Genomic DNA, 17,519 nt, shown 5'->3' with positions numbered 1-17,519 from the left:
GCGCGCTGGATCGCCTGAGATGGCCCGTTACGTCGCCAATCGCCTGGCGCAGGCGATCATGTTGCTGGTGATCGTTTCCGCGATCGGCTTCGCCATCTTGCATCTGGCGCCCGGCGGCCCGCTCTCGCAATTCGCGGCCTCCGCGCAGATGACGCAGGAGGATCTCGACCGCGTCACGAAGCAGCTCGGCCTCGATCGTCCGCTGCCGATCCAGTATCTTGACTGGTTCGGCCGCATGCTCAAAGGCGACTGGGGCAAGTCCTATCGCGACGGCGAGGCGGTGCTGTCGGTGATCTCCTCCCATCTCGGCGCCACGCTGGAGCTGATGGCGACGGCGACCATCATCGCGGTCCTGCTCGGCTGCTGGATCGGCGTGCTGGGCGCGCTGCGCCGCTATTCGCTGTTCGACACGCTCGCAACCGTCGGCGCCATGGTCGCGCTGTCGATCCCGACCTTCTGGTTCGGCCTCGTCACCATCTACGTCTTCTCGGTGAAGCTCGGCTGGCTGCCGGCCGGCAATCGCGAGACCATCGGCGACGGCTCGCTGCTCGACCTGCTCCATCATCTCATGGCGCCGGCGCTGGTGCTGGCGCTGGTCGAGACCGCGATGTGGGGCCGCTTCATGCGCTCCTCCATGCTCGAGGTGATCAACCAGGACTACATCCGCACCGCGCGCGCCAAGGGCATGCCGGAATGGCGCGTCCTTACCGTTCATGCCTTGCGGAACGCGCTGCTGCCGATGATCACGGTGGCCGGCCTTCAGTTTCCGACGCTGCTCGGCGGCGCGCTGGTCGCCGAGACCGTGTTCACCTGGCCGGGCATGGGCCGGCTGTTCCTCGATTCCATCGGCTACCGCGACTATCCCGTCGTGATGGGCATCCTGATGTTTTCGGCGACCATGGTGCTGATCGGCTCACTGCTCGCCGACATCCTCTATGCCGTCGTCGATCCCCGTATCCGGGTGGGTTAGGCGATGACCACTGCAACCCTGTCCACCGTTCAGCTCGCCCCAGGCCAGGCCGCGTGGCGGCGATTCCGCCGCCACCGGCTCGCGCTTGCAGGCGCCGTGATCATTCTGGTCCTCGTCCTCGGTTCGGCATTCGGTCCTTATCTGCTGCCGTTCGACGACACCTATATCGACATCATGAAGCGGTTCGCGCCGCCATTGTCGGGCGCGCACATCCTCGGCACGGACGAGCTCGGTCGCGACGTGCTGGCACGGCTGATGATGGGCGGACGCGTGTCGCTCTCGATCGGCATCGTCGCGATGGTAATCGCGATGGCGGTCGGCATCGCCGTTGGCGCCTTCGCCGGCTTCTATGGCGGCGTGGTCGGCGCAGTCCTGATGCGGCTCGTCGATGCCGTGCTGTGCTTTCCGACCATCTTCCTCCTCCTCGCGCTCGCGGCACTCACCGAGCCGGGCCTCGTCACCACCACCGTGCTGATTGCGGCCACCGCCTGGATGGCCGTCGCCCGCGTCGTCGAAGCCCAGGTCCGCTCGCTGCGGGAGCGTGAATTTGCAGTGGCAGCTCTCGCCTTCGGCTCGTCGAACCTGCGGATCATGTTCCGCGAACTCGTGCCCAATGCGATGGCGCCGATCGTGGTGGCGGCGACGCTGAACGTCGCCAAGGCGATCCTGCTTGAATCCTATGTCAGCTATCTCGGCTACGGCATCCAGCCGCCGGCGGCGAGCTGGGGCAACATGCTCAACAACGCCCAGATCTATCTCACCAGTGCGCCATGGCTGGCGATTGCGCCGGGCCTCGCTATCACGCTTGCGGTGACGAGCTTCAACTTCCTCGGCGACGGCTTGCGCGATGCGCTCGATCCGCGAATGAACATCCCATGACGAGCCGCCTCGCTTCGATCGAACTGAATACCAGGAGTGTCCCATGTCCCCGCCGCTCAGCCGTATAAACAGCGACGAGCGCCTGCCGGCGCAGGTGGACGTCGTCGTCATCGGCGGCGGTGTCATCGGTGTCTCCGCGGCCTATCATCTGGCGAAGAAGGGCCATTCGGTCGCGCTGGTCGAGAAGGGCCATGTCGGCGGTGAACAGTCGAGCCGCAATTGGGGCTGGTGCCGACAGCAGGGCCGCGCGCGTGAAGAAATTCCGCTCGCCCGCGAAGCGCTGCGGCTGTGGGACGACATGCAGAGCGACGCCGGCGTCGATGCCGGCTTCCGCCGCACCGGCGTGCTGTTCCTGACCAAAAGCAAGGACGAGCTTGCCAGCTGGGAGCGCTGGGCCGCGATGGCGCGCGAGATGCAGGTCCACTCGACTGTCCTGACGCCAGCGGAAGTCGCCGAGCGCCTGCCCGGCAATTCCGACAAATGGGTCGGGGGCCTGCATACGCCGAGCGACGGGCGGGCCGAGCCGTCGATGGCCGTGCCGGCGCTCGCTACCGCCGCGCGCAAGCACGGCGTCACCATCCATCAGGGCTGCGCTGCGCGCGGGCTGGAAACGCAGGGCGGGCGCGTCAGCGCCGTCGTCACCGAGAAGGGCACCATTCGCACCCAGTCCGTGCTGCTGTCGGGCGGCGCGTGGTCGTCGCTGTTCTGCCGCCGCCATGGCATCGAGCTGCCGATCGGCCTCGTCAACGCCACCGCATGCCGGACCACGCCGGGATCGGAAATCACGTCCGGCGCGCTCGGCACCGACTTCTACTGCATCCGCCGCCGTCTCGACGGCGGTTTCACGCTGGCGCTGCGCAATCGTGGTACGGTGGAACTGTCGCCCGATCTGTTCCGCTACGCGCGCACCTTCTGGCCGACTTACCTGCATCGCCGCAATGGTCTGAAGATGTCATTCGGCAAGTCGTTCTTCGACCAGCTCATGCGCGGCACCAGTTGGAGCCTTGACAAGCCGTCGCCGTTCGAGACCGAGCGCGTACGCGATCCCGCGCCTGACATGTCGCTGGTCAACGCGGCGCTCGCCTCTCTGATCAAATCGAACCCCGAACTGAAGGACATCGAGATCGCGGAAGCCTGGGGCGGCACGATCGACTGCACGCCGGACACCATTCCCGTGATCTCGCCGGTCGATGCCTTGCCCGGCTTCTTCCTCGCGACCGGCTTCTCCGGGCACGGCTTTGGCATCGGTCCTGCGGCCGGCAAGCTCGCCGCCGACATCGTGACCGGCGCGACGCCGCTGGTCGATCCCGCGGCCTACAGCCACAAGCGCCTGATCGACGGCCGCCGGCTCGCGCCGGTCAGCCCGTTCTGAGGGCTGTGGCGGCATGACGGTTCTCTACAAGGCCAACATGGTTCGCGGCGCGGAATGGGCGCGCTTCTTCGCGGAGCGCGCGCCCGATGTGCCGTTCCGGCTCTGGCCAGACATCGGCGATCCCGCAGAGGTGCGCTATCTGGTGGCGTGGGTGCCGCCCGACGATATCGGGACGACCTTCCCCAACCTCGAACTGGTCTTCTCGGTCGGCGCGGGCGTCGACCAGTTCGACGCCACAAAGCTTCCGGCGCATATTCCGCTCGTCCGCATGCTGGAGCCCGGCATTGCCGAGACCATGGTGGAATACGTCACCATGGCTGTACTCGCGCTGCATCGCGATCTCCTGCACTTCATCAGCCAGCAGAAAGAACAGGTCTGGCGCGAGATCCGGATCACGCCGGCGAAGCGACGGCGTGTCGGCGTGATGGGGCTTGGCCAGCTCGGCCAGGCCGTGCTCGAACGCCTCAAGGCGTTCGGTTTTCCGCTCTCGGGGTGGAATCGTTCGCCGCGCGAGATCGAGGGCGTCACCTGCTATGCCGGTGCGGATACCTTGCCAGATTTCCTTGCGCAGGCTGATATCCTCGTCTGCCTGCTGCCGCTGACCGATGAGACTCGCGGCATCCTCAATGCCGATCTGTTCGCACGCCTGCCGCGCGGTGCGTCCCTCGTCAATGTCGGGCGTGGCCCGCATCTCGTCGAAGCCGATTTTCTCGCGGCGCTCGACAGCGGTGCGCTGTCGGGGGCGGTGCTCGACGTCACTGAACCCGAACCGCTGCCTGCCAGCCATCCCTTCTGGAGCCACCCGCGCATCCTGCTGACGCCGCACAATGCCAGCATGACGACGCCTGACACGGCCGTCGACCACGTGCTCGACATTATTGCGCGTCACCGCCGCGGCGAAGAGTTGCCGGGGCGTGTCGATCGTGAACGCGGTTACTAGGACACTCGCATGAGCATCGGTGCAAGCAGATCTGACCAAGTCGTTGCCGAAGCGCAAGCGCCCGTGCTGTCCGTCGCCGGCCTCACCACGGCCTTCCTGGGCGAGCGGCAATGGATTCCGGTCGTCCGCGACGTGTCGTTCGACGTCGTAGCAAAAGAGACCGTGGCGATCGTCGGTGAATCCGGCTCGGGCAAGAGCGTCACCGCGCTGTCGATCATGCGGCTCATCCCGAAGGAGAACGGCCGCATCGAGGGGCGCGTTACGCTCGCCGGCCGCGAGCTGCTGACGCTGCCTGAAGCGAGCATGAAGGATATCCGCGGCAACGACGTCGCCATGATCTTCCAGGAGCCGATGACGAGCCTCAATCCGGTGCTCACCATCGGCTTCCAGATCGCCGAGGCGCTGATCCAGCATCGCGGCCTGTCGCGCGCGGCGGCGGAGGCCGAGACCATCCGTCTGCTCGATCGTGTCCGCATCCCCGCGGCGAAATCGCGCTTCCACGAGCATCCGCATCGTTTCTCCGGCGGCATGCGCCAGCGCGTGATGATCGCGATGGCGCTCGCCTGCAAGCCGAAGCTGTTGATCGCCGACGAGCCGACGACGGCACTCGACGTCACCATCCAGGCCCAGATCCTGGAGCTGCTGAAGGAACTTCAGCAGGAAGAGGGGATGTCGATCCTCTTCATCACCCACGACATGGGCGTGGTCGCCGAGATCGCGGACCGCACCGTGGTGATGTATGGCGGCCAGGCCGTGGAGACCGACAATACCTCGCGCATCTTCGCAGCACCCTCGCATCCCTACACAAGCGCGCTGCTCGCGGCCGTGCCGCGCCTCGGCTCGATGGATGGACGCGTGCGGCCGATGCGTTTTCCGATCGTCGACAAGATGACGGGGACCTCGGACGAGCCGGCGGAAACGCCTGACACGGTCTCGATTGCCGAGCGGCCGCTGCTCGAAGTCTCCAACCTCACCACGCGCTTTCCGATCCGGTCGGGATTGTTCGGAAAAGTCTCGGGCCGGGTCCACGCGGTCGAGAACATCTCCTTCACCTTGCGCGCCGGCGAGACGCTGGCGCTGGTCGGCGAATCCGGTTGCGGCAAGTCGACCACGGGTCGCTCCATCCTCAAGCTGACGGAGCCGGACAGCGGCACGGTCCTGATCGACGGCCAGGATGTGCTTGCCATGAACGGCCGCACCTTGCGCGACTTCCGCAAGCGGATGCAGATCGTGTTTCAGGATCCGTTCGCGAGCCTTAACCCGCGCATGTCGGTGGGGACGGCGATCGCCGCGCCGCTGCTCGCCAACGGGCTCGCCACGGCGTCGCAGGCGCGCGACAAGGTCGCCGATCTCCTGGTGCGCGTCGGCCTGACCGCCGACATGGCCGCGCGCTTTCCGCATGAATTCTCCGGCGGCCAGCGTCAGCGCATCTGCATCGCACGCGCGCTCGCGCTCGGGCCGAAACTGATCGTCGCGGACGAAGCGGTCTCCGCGCTCGACGTCTCGGTCAAGGCGCAGGTCGTCAATTTGATGCTCGACCTCCAGGCCAGCATGGGTCTTGCCTATCTGTTCATTTCCCACGACATCGCGGTGGTCGAGCGCATGAGCCATCGCGTCGCGGTGATGTATCTCGGCGAGATCGTCGAGACCGGTCCGCGCGCGGCCGTGTTCGGCAATCCGCAGCACCCCTATACGAAGAAGCTGATGGCCGCCGTGCCGGTGCCCGATCCATCGCGTCGCGGCACGCGGCGCGCGGCCTCGAATGACGAGATCAGAAGCCCGGTGCGCGCGCCGGATTATCAGCCGCCGGTCCGGCAATATCGCGAAGTGTCACCTGGTCACGTCATCCAGGTCTGGGGCGAGGAATGGTCGGCCTGAGGCGTTGTCTTCCGGAAATTGTGACCGGATGGAGCGACAAGGAACTGCGGTATGTGAACGATCTCATATTCCATCACTCTCTTTTCGAGCTACCACTCACATAAGAAATTGCCGCACCCGGAGCTAACCGACAGACACGGGTGAGATGCAATGCCTGCGAAGCCGCGAGCTCGCAGCTTTGGATTGGCCCTCGCCTTGCTCACGAGCAAGCCAGCGCCATCACTCAGAACAGATCCTTCAGAAATTGGAATCAAGGGCATAGCGAAACGCGTCCAGCACGCAGTCTCTATTCCGGTCCGCCGGTAGGTCGCTACTTACCTGAGAAGGAGTTCACCAATGAAGATAAGCAATGCAGTTTCCAGCGCATTGTCCGTAACGAAGCAAACCGGCAATCTTCGGATCGCTCGTTCCAGTTTGATCAAATCGGCCCATGTTCTTGAGAGAATTGGGCTCGCAGCCGTTGGGGCGTCTTGCGGCCTCTATGTGGGTGCGACCTTATTGCGTCAGAGAGGCGGACTGGTTGAAAGCGGCTGGATCGTGCTGCTAATGATGCTGTACGGAGCTCTTAGCTGTTATGTCGGAATTGATTTGTCCCGCACTGCCGCTCGGAGGTCGACTTCGAGCATCACGGAAGAATGGAACGGTTTCGAGGCGGCTGAGATCATGAGTGCGGCCGGAACGTTCGGCGCCGCGATTGCAGCAACTCTGTCCGTCAGCATCCTTGTCCTTGATCAAACCTTGCCCAATGGCCTGATAGGCTTTGTTGCCGGCTGTTGGGTGGTTGGTTCTTCGCTTCAAGTTGCGGCGGGCACGATGGCTCGCAACTACGAAGCGCCCGTGGACAAGGAATGAAGAAAGCTGTGCTCACGGAAAAACGTCTGCTTGGCGTCATGGCGTGGGCACAAGCCGCAGTGTTGGTTTCGGCTTCAGGTCTGAAAGTGAGAAGCTGGCGGCTGAGGACTCATCGCAACCTCTGTGGCCAAACGCTGCGTGCTGACGATTTTTAGTAGCGCAGCCGTTCGCATCGAGCAATGTCCCTGCCTGGAAGGCGGTATCGGTACTGAGCAACCTAAATTATCGCGCAACAAACAAGGCGTGCCATCATGGTGGTGTTGGGATATTGTCCCCGCGCGCCGTGGTCCAAAATTCTGCTAACCGCCAACCACGCAATCGGTGGAGCCAATGCAGATTGCAGAGTGGCTCGAGAAGCTGGGGCTTGGGCAATACGCAGAGCGTTTTTCCCAAAATGGGATCGACATGGGCGTCCTTCCCGAACTGATGGACGAGGACTTCGAGAAGCTCGGAGTCCTGCTCGGCCATCGCCGTAAAATGCTGCGTGCCATTGCCGACCTCGATCCAGCCGCGTTGATCGCATCGCCGGCTCCTCCTCACGACGCCGAGCGGCGTCACCTTACCGTTATGTTTTGCGATCTGGTCGGCTCCACTGCGCTCTCGGCGCGTCTCGATCCCGAGGATATGTGGGAAGTGATCCGGGCCTATCGTGCCGCCTGCGCGAACGTCATCGCTGCTTATGACGGCAGGATAGTCAGGTTCGTCGGCGACGGAATACTCGTCTATTTCGGCTATCCCCGTGCCCATGAGGATGATGCGGAGCGCGCGGTGCGAGCGGGCCTCGACACCATCTCTGCGATTAGGCAGCTCAGAACAGGCGCCGACGAACGGGTTGAACTGCGGATCGCAATCGCGACCGGGCTTGTGGTGGTCGGCGACCTCATCAGCGGAGATGCGTCAGAGGAGCACGCAACGGTCGGCGATACACCAAACCTTGCTGCTCGGCTCCAGAGCCTGGCGGAACCGGGGGCGGTCGTCGTTGCCTCGTCGACGCGCCGGCTGCTTGGCGATCTCTTCACTTTTCGCAATCTCGGCCGCCGCGAGGTCAAGGGGATATCCGAACCCATTGCGGTCTGGGCGGTCGAGGGGGCGGCCGCATCGGAGAGTCGCTTCGAGGCGGTCCGCGCAGCGCGCTCGATCGGCTTTGTCGGCCGCAAGGAGGAGATCGAATTCACGCTCTCGCGCCAGCGGCTGGCATGGCAGGGGCAGGGCCAGATGGTGTTGATTTCTGGCGAAGCGGGCATCGGCAAGTCGCGCATTGTTGCAACGCTGTCCGAAAGCCCCGCGTTGGGGACGCACCGCCGGGTGCGATATCAGTGTTCGCCCTACCACACCAACAGTGCGCTTCATCCCTTTGTCGCGCAGTTCGAGCGCGCCGCCGGCATCCGCCCGCACGACACGTCCGGGCAAAAGCTCGACAAGCTTGAAGCAATGCTGGCGCTTGGAACACAGCAGGTCGCCCGAGCGACACCGCTTATTGCGGCTCTCCTTTCGATTCCAACCGGCGACCGTTGTCCGCCGCTTGGTTTGAGCCCGGCGCAGCAGCGGCGACAGACATTTGCCACCCTTCTCGATCAGCTTGAGGGGTTGGCGCGAGAGCAACCTCTGCTGATTGTCTGCGAGGATATGCATTGGGCCGACGCCACGACACGTGAACTGTTCGATCTCGGGGTCGACCGGATCAGGGGACTGCCGATACTCGTGCTCATGACGTCCCGGCCAGAGTTCGAGCCCCCCTGGTCGGGCCTTGCCAACGTCAGTCTGGTGCGGCTCGACCGGCTCGATCGGCAGGACACGCGCGCGCTGGTCGAGCAGGTGGCCGTTGGTCGCCAGCTGCCCCGCGAGATGATGAAGCAGATCATCGACAAGACGGATGGCATCCCGCTATTCGTTGAGGAATTGACCAAGATGGTGCTGGAGTCCGGACTGCTCGTCGAGGATGCCGGGCGCTATCGCCTCGAAAGTCCGCTCCCGCCGCTCGCTATTCCCGCGACGCTGCAAGATTCGCTGATGGCACGGCTCGACCGGCTGGCTCCAGTCAAGGAGGTAGCGCAGATAGGCGCCGCCATCGGCCGCGACTTCTCATACACGCTGCTGAGATATGTGGCGGGACGCGATGATCTGACGCTGAGCGCTGCGCTAGGGCAACTCGAAGAGGCCGAACTGCTGGTGCGTCGCGGGGCTCCGCCCGAAGCAAACTATAGTTTCAAGCACGCTCTCGTTCAGGAAGCGGCCTACGAGAGCCTGCTCAAGAGCAAACGGCATCTGCTTCACACGCGCATCGGCGATGTCCTGCGCGAAAAGTTCCCAGTCATCGCCGAGACTGAGCCGGAAGTTCTGGCACACCACTTCACCGAGGCGGGGCTGAGCGAGGTCGCCCACGAATGGTGGCGCAAGGCGGGACAGCAGGCGCTGAAGCGCTCGGCCTATTCCGAGGCGATCGCACATCTCGGCAAGGCGATTGCCACCGCCGATGAGTTGCCTGATGAGCCCCGCGGGATGATGAGTAGGCTCCATCTTCAAATCGCATATGGCCGCGCACTACGGGGCAGCCTCGGGCACAACGCTCCCGAAACGGTAGCCGCATGGACGCGCGCTCGTCAGTTCGCAGCCGACATCAATGATCCAGTTGAACTTGCGCCGGTCCATTCGGGCCTCTTCAACGCCTGCCTGACACACGGCGAACTCGCTCCGATGCGGGAGCTGGCGGATGCCATCATGAGCGCCGCTGACCGACGACCGGACTCGCCGGTGGCCGCCGTCGTTGCGCATTGGACGGGCGGCGTCACCTGCTGGTTCGGGGGCGACTACTTGAACGCGAGAACGCATCTTGAGCAGGCACTAGCGATCTATGGTGCCGAGCCGGATCCCGCGACGTTCAGGGCCTCGGCGCTGGATCTCCCGTTCGTGATCATGAGGTTTCTTGCCCTGGTGCTCTGGCCGCTTGGCAGGATCGCTCGCGCGCGCGGGCTCGCCGCCGAAGCGGTGAGTGCTTCAGGAGAAAAACGGGCGCTTTCCCAGGCCAACGCGCTTGTTCATCGAGCTGTGTTCGACGGACTATGCGGGGGCATGTTGCAGCAAACAGAGACCATCCTGGCGCTCGGTCTCGCTCGCGACCATACGATGCCGCTGTATGTGGCCGCCGGGACCTACCTGAATGGCCTGGCCAAGTGGCGTGCCGGCGACCGAATGGCCGGACCGATGGAAATGCGTCGCGGCTGGACCTTGCTGCATGAGAATGACTGCTATCTCTGTGAACCGTTTTGGGGGATGCATGTCGCCATGGCGGATGCAGAGGCGGGCCAACTCGAATCCGGGCTGGAAATCTTGAGCGACTTGATCGCGTGGACCGGGCAATCCGGCCAGCATTGGCTTGATGCCGAGCTGCATCGCGTCCAGGGGGAGCTTTTGTTGCGTCATGCCCCTCCAGACGATTCCGGAGCCGAAAATGCCTTCAACCGAGCGCTGGGAATCGCACGGCACCAACAGGCGAAGTCTTTCGAGCTGCGCAGCGCTCTTGGACTTGCACGCCTGCACAAGAAAAATGGCCGAGCGGGCGCGGTATCCGAGGTGCTCGCTCCCGTCCTCGCTGAATTCGATGCAGAGCGAAATCTTCCCGAATTTGGAGAAGCGAAGGAGCTGCTCAAGAAAGAGCGGTAGCCACGTGCCGCTTCTCTAGCTGGCCGTTTGGGGTGCGGGCCGGGGAATGACGGTTACGAATTCACGTGCACGAAATCCCGCAGGAGCGGATAGATCTCGTTATTCCAGCGCTTGCCCGAGAACACGCCGTAATGGCCGACGCCGGCCTGCATGTGGTGAACGCGGCGATAGGCGCGCACGCCGGTGCAGAGGTCTTGCGCCGCGAGCGTCTGGCCGATCGAGCAGATGTCGTCCTTCTCGCCTTCGACCGTCATCAGTCCCATGCGGCTGACGGCCTTGGTGTTCACGGGACGGCCTCGATGCATCAACTTGCTTTGCGGCAGGAGGTGCTCCTGGAATACATCGCGCACGGTCTCGATATAGAACTCGGCCGGCAGGTCCATCACGGCAAAGTATTCGTCGTAGAAGGTCTTGATGCTGGCCGCCTTCTCCTTCTCGCCCTTGGCGATATGGTTGGCGAGATCCACATGCTGCTTGATGTGGCGCTCGAGGTTCATCGAGACGAACGCGGTGAGCTGCACGAAGCCCGGATAGACTTTCCGCAGCGCGCCGCGGCATTGCACCGGCACGTAATTGATCAGGTTCTGCTCGAACCATTCGATCGGCTTGCTCTTGGCGAACTCGTTGACCCGGGTCGGCTGGATGCGCGTGTCGATCGGGCCGGCCATCAGCGTCAGCGTGGCAGGCCGCGACGGGTGGTTATCCTCGCACATGACCGCGGCGGCCGCGAGCGCAGAGACCGATGGCTGGCAGATCGCGACCATGTGCGGGCGCGGGCCGAGCTGGCCGAGGAAATCGATGAGGTGATCGGTGTAGTCGTCGAGCCCGAAGCGGCCTTCGCTGCGGGGAATGTCGCGCGGGTTGTGCCAATCGGTGATGTAGACGTCATGATCCTGGAGCAGCGTCTTCACAGTGCCGCGCAGCAGCGTGGCGAAATGGCCAGACATCGGCGCTACCAGCAGCATGCGCGGCTGCTGGGGAACGTCCGGTTTCCTGAAGTGCAGCAGCGAGCCGAACGGCGTCGCGTAGGCGATCTCCTCGGTGACCGCGACTTCGCGATTGCCGACCATGACGCTGTCGATGCCATAGGCGGGACGGTGATAGGTGAGGGTGGAGCGCGAGATCAGCTCCAGCGCGGCCGAGAGCCGGCCGACGACCTGATCCGACAGGCCCTGCGGCACCAGATTGAGGAATTTGAGCGCGGACGAAGCGCCCGACCGCCACGGCGCCGTCAAGTCCATATGGTTCTGAAAGGCCTGATAATACATCGACATCATACTGAAATGCCCACCTGTCCCGTGCTGCTATGCAATATCGAAGCCAAACGGGAGTCAGGCCGCCCTCAAAACTGGCACATCGCTTGCTGCTCATTTCGCGGGAAGCACAGATCATGGGCACGCCGCGGGCCGGGCGGAGTGCCAGCATCAGGCGTAAGAGGAAGGGCCATATGGCGAAGGCGACACTGACCATCAGCAGCAAGAACTACTCGTCCTGGTCGCTGCGTGGCTGGCTGCTGACGAAATTTTCCGGGCTCGATGTCGAGGAGATCGTCACCGCGCCGGACGACGCGTCGGCGCGCGCGGAGATCCTGCTGCTGTCGTCGTCAATCCTGGTGCCGTGCCTGCGCCACGAGGGCGCGACCGTCTGGGACACGCTGGCGATCGCCGAATATCTCAACGAGGTGATGCCGCACGCCGGTCTGTTGCCTGATGATCGCGTCCAGCGGGCGCATTGCCGCTCGATCTGCGGCGAAATCCATTCCGGATTCACGACGCTGCGGGCTTCGCTGCCGGTCAATCTGAAGGGGCACTTCCCCGGCTTCAAGATCTGGTCGCGCGCGCAGGGCGACATCGACAGAGTCTGGCACATCTGGCGCGACTGCCTGGAGAAGTCCGGCGGTCCCTTCCTGTTCGGCGAGAGGCGCACCATGGCGGACGCGATGTACGCCCCCGTGGTGACGCGCTTCGTGACCTATGACGTCAAGCTCGAGCCGCTCCTGAAGGCCTATGCCGACACCATCATGGCCATGCCCGAGATGAAGGAATGGATCGCGGCGGCCAGGGATGAGCCGGCCGAGATCGAGGAGCTCGAGGTGGAATATTAGGCAGGCTGGCGCCGCCCTGCCTGTTTTGGGAGCGGGCTCTTAAAGCCGCCGCACCGGGCAGCCATGTCATTGAAGCCGTTAACTTTTGGCGTCGGTGGCCGGCTCGGGCCTGCTCACGCGCTGCGCAGATATTGTATACGAGCGCGGGCTCGTTGCGACATCTAGCCGTGAACAGGCGGGAACATAGCCTTGCGGCTGATTCGGACGTGATTCGTTCGGGCCGCGTTCCGAAGGTTAAGCCGGAGCGCGGCCCCGTTGCATTTTGAGACAGCGCGGCCCGTCAGGCCGCTCCGCTATGCTTGGCGCGCGGCACGCGCCAGCCGATCACGGTTGCTTCCACCGCGACCCCGGCTGCGTGATTCTGCCAGCGTCCCTCGACATAGCGGCAGGCGAACGGCAGTTGATATGTTCCGCTGTGGTCCTCGCACAGCACTTCGACTGCGAGGCCAGGTGGCGGTTCTCCGGCGCCGTCGAATTCCGCCAGTCGTCTGTCGCGCGTTGCCATTCCAAAAATCTCCCCTAAACAAAGCCGCGGAAGGAGCGCCCACTTCCTTCGCGTGCAGATCATCGCTCCCCGTCCGAGGGAACAAACCCAAGCTCAACGCGAGAATACGGTACCAGTGTGGTAGCCTCGACAGGCCGCGCGCAAACAGCGCACATTGCCGTGATCGATTGGACGAGGAACCTGCATGCTGCTTCGAAGCGCCGGCGTTTGTTTCGTGATGTTGCCGCTCGCCACGCTGGCGATCGCGCCGGTCCGCGCGCAAGACGTGCCGGGCCTCGAGATCTGCACCGTCGAGAAAACCATGGAGCGGCGCACCAGCTGCCTCCAGAGCAACGTCGATTTTCTCCAGAAGACGATCACCAAGCTCAACCTCGATCATCAGCAGAAGCTGGATGCCGCCAACCGTCAGATCGATGCGTTGAAGACGACGATCGCTGGCTTGCAGAAGACGCTCGGTGATCTCCAGGCCGCGCAGGCGAAGATCGCGGAGGATGTGAAGAAGAAGCAGGACGCGCCGCCGGCGAAGGAAAAGTAGGGTGGGTTAGCCCCGCGGCTGCGCGAAGCGCAATCCGCTCGGCGTAACCCACCACTTCTCTCGCCCGCGGCATGGTGGGTTACGCCTTTTACCTGCGCGCGTTGCGCGACCTGTGATGTGATCGGCTAACCCACCCTGCGATTTCGCGTGGCCGCAACGCCCGTGAAGCAGTAGCGCGCAAGGCTGGCATACCATCGCGATTGCTTGGCAAGCCCCGGTGACTTTGCCATAACCGCAGGTAATCTTGCGTGTGGGGCCCGTGCCGGACATCGCGTGCAAGTCATAACAAGCAGCCGGGAGGGTCCCCACATGTCCAACGTCCGCGTTCTCGCCACCGACCTCGAATTTCCGGAAGGGCCGGTCGTGATGCCGGACGGCTCGGTGGTGCTGGTGGAAATCCGCGGCCAGCGCCTGACCCGCGTTTATCCCGACGGCCGCAAGGAGATCGTCGCGAAGATTCCGGGCGGCCCGAACGGCGCAGCGCTCGGCCCCGACGGCAAGATCTACATCTGCAACAACGGCGGCTTCTCCTGGATTCCGACCCGCAACATGATCATGCCGGGCCCGCAGCCGGATGATTATCTCGGCGGCTCGATCCAGCGCGTCGATCTGCAATCCGGCAAGGTCGAGACCGTCGTGACCAAATGCGGCGAGCACGATCTGCGCGGGCCGAACGATCTCGTCTTCGACAAGCAGGGCGGCCTGTGGTTCTCCGATCTCGGCAAACGCCGCGCGCGCGAGATGGACGTCGGCGGCATGTACTATCTTAAGCCCGGCATGACCGAGATCGTCGAGATTGTGCACGGCGTGCTGCCGGCGAACGGCATCGGTCTCTCGCCGGACGAGAACACCGTCTATATCGCGGAGACGCCGACCGGACGGCTCTGGGCTTACGAGCTCTCCGCGCCCGGCACGCTGAAGCCGCGCGACGTAATCTATCGCGGCGAGCGGGGAAAACCGATCTGCGGCCTCGGCGGCTACCAGATGTTCGACTCGCTCGCGGTGGAAGCGAATGGCAACGTCTGCGTCGCCACCCTCGTCTCCGGCTGCATCTCGGTGATCGCGCCCGACGGTACCCTGGTCGAGCAGGTCCCGACCGGCGACCGCGTCACCACCAACATCGCCTTCGGAGGCGAGGGGTTGAAGACCGCCTACATTACGCTGTCCGGCAAGGGCGAGCTGATCGCCATGGACTGGCCGCGCGGCGGATTGCCGTTGAACTTTTTGAACAAGTGAGCCAAGCCGTCATTGCGAGCGAAGCGAAGCAATCCACTAGACCCTCACCCTGAGGAGCGCGCCCTTCGCGCGTCTCGAAGGGCGAGGCCGAGAGCGGGCCTTCATCCTTCGAGACGCGCGCAAGAGGCGCGCTCCTCAGGATAAGGGTCTGGCAGCCTGGATTGCTTCGCTTCGCTCGCAATGACGCAAGGAGAGACATCAATGCCCTGGCCTGATCCCATCACCCTGCGTGGACAGCACGCCCGTCTCGAGCCGCTGTCGCAGCAGCACCGCGAGGGGCTGGTGGAGGCCGTGAAGGACGGCGAGCTCTCCACGATCTGGTACACCGCGATCCCGACGCCCGAGAACATGACCAAGGAGATCGACCGCCGCCTCGGCCTTCAGGCCGCGGGCTCGATGCTGCCCTTCACCGTGTTCGACAGCGGCGGCAAGATCGTCGGCATGACGACCTACATGAACATCGATGCCGCCAATCGCCGCGTCGAGATCGGCTCGACCTGGTATGGCAAGAGCGCGCAGCGCGGGCCGCTCAACACGCAGTGCAAGCTGCTGCTGCTCACGCACGCCTTCGAGACGCTGAACTGCATCGCGGTCGAATTCCGTACGCATTTCTTCAATCACCAGAGCCGCCGCGCCATCGAGCGCCTCGGCGCCAAGCAGGACGGCATTCTGCGCAGCCACCAGGTCGCGCCGGACGGCACGCTGCGCGACACCGTGGTCTACAGCATCATTGCGGCCGAATGGCCGACGGTGCGGACGCATTTGAATTATCAACTCAACGACAAGCCGCGATGAGCGGCGGCCGAGGCAATATGGATAGATTTGATTATGTGATCATCGGCGCGGGCTCCGCCGGTTGCGTGCTTACCAGCAGGCTCAGCGAAGATCCCTCGACCAGTGTCTGCGTGCTCGAGGCCGGACCGAGCGATTGGCATCCCTACATCCATCTGCCGGCCGGCTTCATCAAGACCTTCCACATGAAGAGCATCAACTGGGCCTACCAGCAGGAGGTCGGGCCCTGGACCGGTGGGCGCAGCATCTATGCGCCGCGCGGCAAGACGCTGGGCGGCTCCTCCTCGATCAACGGCCACATCTACAACCGCGGCCAGCGCATGGATTTCGACACCTGGGCGCAGATGGGCAATCGCGGCTGGGGCTATGCCGACGTGCTGCCTTACTTCCGGCGGCTGGAGAAGCGGGTCGGCGAGGGCGAGGAAATTTATCGCGGCCGCGACGGCAGTCTCACGGTCACGACGATGGAGTGGCGCGATCCGCTCTGCGAAGCCTTCATGGAAGGCGCGGTCTCACTCGGCATTCCCCGCAACCCCGACTACAACGGCAAGACCCAGGAAGGCGTCTCCTACTGCCAGCGCACCATCGAGAGGGGCTTGCGCGTCTCCGGCGCCACCGCGTTCCTCAAGCCGGCGATGAAGCGGCCGAACGTGCACGTGCGCACCCATGCGCACGCGACCGAGATCATCTTCGAGGGCAAGCGCGCCGTGGGCGTGCGCTACATCAAGGGCGGCCGTGGCGGCACGCCGGTGGAAGTGCGCGCCAACAAGGAAGTGATCCTCTCCGGCGGCACCTATAATTCGCCGCAGCTCTTGCAGCTCTCCGGCATCGGCTCGCCTGAGCTGTTGGGTGCGCACGGCATCGAAGTGCGTCACGCGCTGCCGGTCGGCGAGGGCCTGCAGGACCATTACGCCCCGCGCACCGTGGCGCGGGTCAAGGACATCAAGACCATCAACGAGCTCCGCCGCGGCCTCTCGCTGTGGGTCGAGGCGCTGAAATGGGCGACCGCGCGCCGCGGCCTGCTCTCGCTCTCGCCGACCATGGTCTATTGCTTCTGGCATTCCGGCGAGAGCGCCGACAGCTCCGACTTGCAACTCACCTTCACGCCGGCAAGTTACAAGGAAGGCGTGCAGGGCCAGCTCGAGGACGAGCCCGGCATGACCGTGGCGTCCTGGCAGCAGCGCCCCGAGAGCCGCGGCTATGTCCGCATTCGCTCCTCAGATCCGTTCGCACCGCCGATCATCCAGACCAACTATCTCGACGCCGAGCTCGACCGCCGCGTCATCGTCGGCGGCATGAAGCTTGCGCGCAGACTTTTGAAATCCGCGCCGCTGTCGCCCTATTACGCCTATGAGGATTTCCCGGGGCCGAACATCAACACCGACGACGAGTTCCTGGCCGCCGCCACCGAACGCGGCACCACCACCTTCCACCCCGGCTGCACCTGCCGCATGGGCCCGGCGGATTCGACGTGGGCAGTGGTCGACGACCAGCTCCGCGTCCACGGCCTGCAAGGCCTCCGCGTGATCGATGCCTCGGTGATGCCGCGCATGATCTCGGCGAATTTGAATGCGTCGACCATGATGATCGCCGACCGCGCGTCGGATCTCCTCCGCGGCAAGCAGCCGATGGAATCCGCGCGCGTGCCGGATGCCGCGGTGGCGTGAAGGCATCTTCGTAGGATGGGTTTCGCTTTCGAGACTGGGCAAGATTCTTATAGCGAAGGAAGGTACGATTCGGCATGACGAATCGTACCTTCAAGACCGGTGTCAGCCGGGATCAGCCGAGCTTTCTGC

At 64.1% G+C, this 17,519-nt stretch carries 15 protein-coding genes; 13 read left to right on the top strand and 2 right to left on the bottom strand.

Features of this window, described 5'->3' with window-relative positions:
- Nucleotides 1-19: 19 nt before the first annotated feature.
- The 8 genes from IVA80_RS06465 (at nt 20) to IVA80_RS06430 (ending at nt 10,551) form a co-directional block, all read left to right on the top strand.
- Nucleotides 20-970 carry an ABC transporter permease gene (locus IVA80_RS06465; RefSeq protein WP_247426870.1) on the top strand — a complete coding sequence of 317 codons (951 nt, stop codon included), beginning with the start codon at nt 20-22 and terminating at the stop codon, nt 968-970.
- Between the two features lie 3 nt (nt 971-973).
- The gene (locus tag IVA80_RS06460; RefSeq protein WP_247426867.1) at nt 974-1,849 is read left to right on the top strand and encodes an ABC transporter permease; all 876 of its coding nucleotides are present in this window, start codon (nt 974-976) and stop codon (nt 1,847-1,849) included.
- Nucleotides 1,850-1,892: 43 nt separating this feature from the next.
- Nucleotides 1,893-3,221: an FAD-binding oxidoreductase gene (locus tag IVA80_RS06455; RefSeq protein WP_247426865.1), complete on the top strand. Its 1,329-nt coding sequence runs from the start codon at nt 1,893-1,895 to the stop codon at nt 3,219-3,221.
- A gap of 13 nt (nt 3,222-3,234) precedes the next feature.
- Nucleotides 3,235-4,161, top strand: a complete 927-nt coding sequence (locus tag IVA80_RS06450; protein ID WP_247426862.1) for a glyoxylate/hydroxypyruvate reductase A — start codon at nt 3,235-3,237, stop codon at nt 4,159-4,161.
- A gap of 9 nt (nt 4,162-4,170) precedes the next feature.
- Nucleotides 4,171-6,039 carry an ABC transporter ATP-binding protein gene (locus tag IVA80_RS06445; RefSeq protein WP_247426859.1) on the top strand — a complete coding sequence of 623 codons (1,869 nt, stop codon included), beginning with the start codon at nt 4,171-4,173 and terminating at the stop codon, nt 6,037-6,039.
- Between the two features lie 336 nt (nt 6,040-6,375).
- Nucleotides 6,376-6,891 carry a hypothetical protein gene (locus IVA80_RS06440; RefSeq protein ID WP_247426856.1) on the top strand — a complete coding sequence of 172 codons (516 nt, stop codon included), beginning with the start codon at nt 6,376-6,378 and terminating at the stop codon, nt 6,889-6,891.
- Complete coding sequence (locus IVA80_RS06435; protein ID WP_247426853.1) at nt 6,888-7,046, top strand: hypothetical protein; 159 nt, start codon at nt 6,888-6,890, stop codon at nt 7,044-7,046. The genes IVA80_RS06440 and IVA80_RS06435 overlap by 4 nt, the downstream gene beginning before the upstream one ends.
- Nucleotides 7,047-7,221: 175 nt before the next feature.
- Nucleotides 7,222-10,551 (top strand): adenylate/guanylate cyclase domain-containing protein, encoded by a 3,330-nt coding sequence (locus IVA80_RS06430; RefSeq protein ID WP_247426850.1) that lies wholly within the window; start codon nt 7,222-7,224, stop codon nt 10,549-10,551.
- 53 nt (nt 10,552-10,604) lie between these two features.
- On the opposite strand, the gene phaZ is transcribed toward IVA80_RS06430, so the two are convergent.
- Nucleotides 10,605-11,828, bottom strand: a complete 1,224-nt coding sequence (gene phaZ, locus IVA80_RS06425; protein ID WP_247426846.1) for a polyhydroxyalkanoate depolymerase — start codon at nt 11,826-11,828, stop codon at nt 10,605-10,607.
- A gap of 170 nt (nt 11,829-11,998) precedes the next feature.
- Between phaZ and IVA80_RS06420 the strand changes: the two genes are divergently transcribed.
- Nucleotides 11,999-12,655 (top strand): glutathione S-transferase family protein, encoded by a 657-nt coding sequence (locus IVA80_RS06420; RefSeq protein WP_247426844.1) that lies wholly within the window; start codon nt 11,999-12,001, stop codon nt 12,653-12,655.
- Between the two features lie 280 nt (nt 12,656-12,935).
- Here IVA80_RS06420 and IVA80_RS06415 read toward each other — a convergent pair whose 3' ends face one another.
- On the bottom strand, nt 12,936-13,160 hold the full coding sequence (locus tag IVA80_RS06415; RefSeq protein WP_247426841.1) for a hypothetical protein: 225 nt from the start codon (nt 13,158-13,160) through the stop codon (nt 12,936-12,938).
- A gap of 184 nt (nt 13,161-13,344) precedes the next feature.
- Here IVA80_RS06415 and IVA80_RS06410 point away from each other — a divergent pair, with 184 nt between their 5' ends.
- The 4 genes from IVA80_RS06410 to IVA80_RS06395 all read left to right on the top strand — a co-directional run bounded on the left by IVA80_RS06410 (nt 13,345) and on the right by IVA80_RS06395 (nt 17,390).
- Nucleotides 13,345-13,695: a hypothetical protein gene (locus tag IVA80_RS06410; protein WP_247426838.1), complete on the top strand. Its 351-nt coding sequence runs from the start codon at nt 13,345-13,347 to the stop codon at nt 13,693-13,695.
- Between the two features lie 309 nt (nt 13,696-14,004).
- On the top strand, nt 14,005-14,931 hold the full coding sequence (locus tag IVA80_RS06405; RefSeq protein WP_247426835.1) for an SMP-30/gluconolactonase/LRE family protein: 927 nt from the start codon (nt 14,005-14,007) through the stop codon (nt 14,929-14,931).
- 201 nt (nt 14,932-15,132) lie between these two features.
- Entirely contained in the window at nt 15,133-15,726 is a 594-nt protein-coding gene (locus IVA80_RS06400; RefSeq protein WP_247426832.1) for a GNAT family protein, read from the top strand.
- 17 nt (nt 15,727-15,743) lie between these two features.
- A complete protein-coding gene (locus IVA80_RS06395; protein WP_247426829.1) occupies nt 15,744-17,390 on the top strand; it encodes a GMC family oxidoreductase N-terminal domain-containing protein in 1,647 nt (548 codons plus the stop codon).
- Nucleotides 17,391-17,519 lie beyond the last annotated feature (129 nt).

Source organism: Bradyrhizobium sp. 139 (assembly GCF_023074175.1).
Classification (GTDB): Bacteria; Pseudomonadota; Alphaproteobacteria; order Rhizobiales; family Xanthobacteraceae; genus Bradyrhizobium.
This window is presented reverse-complemented; position numbering and strand designations above follow the sequence as displayed.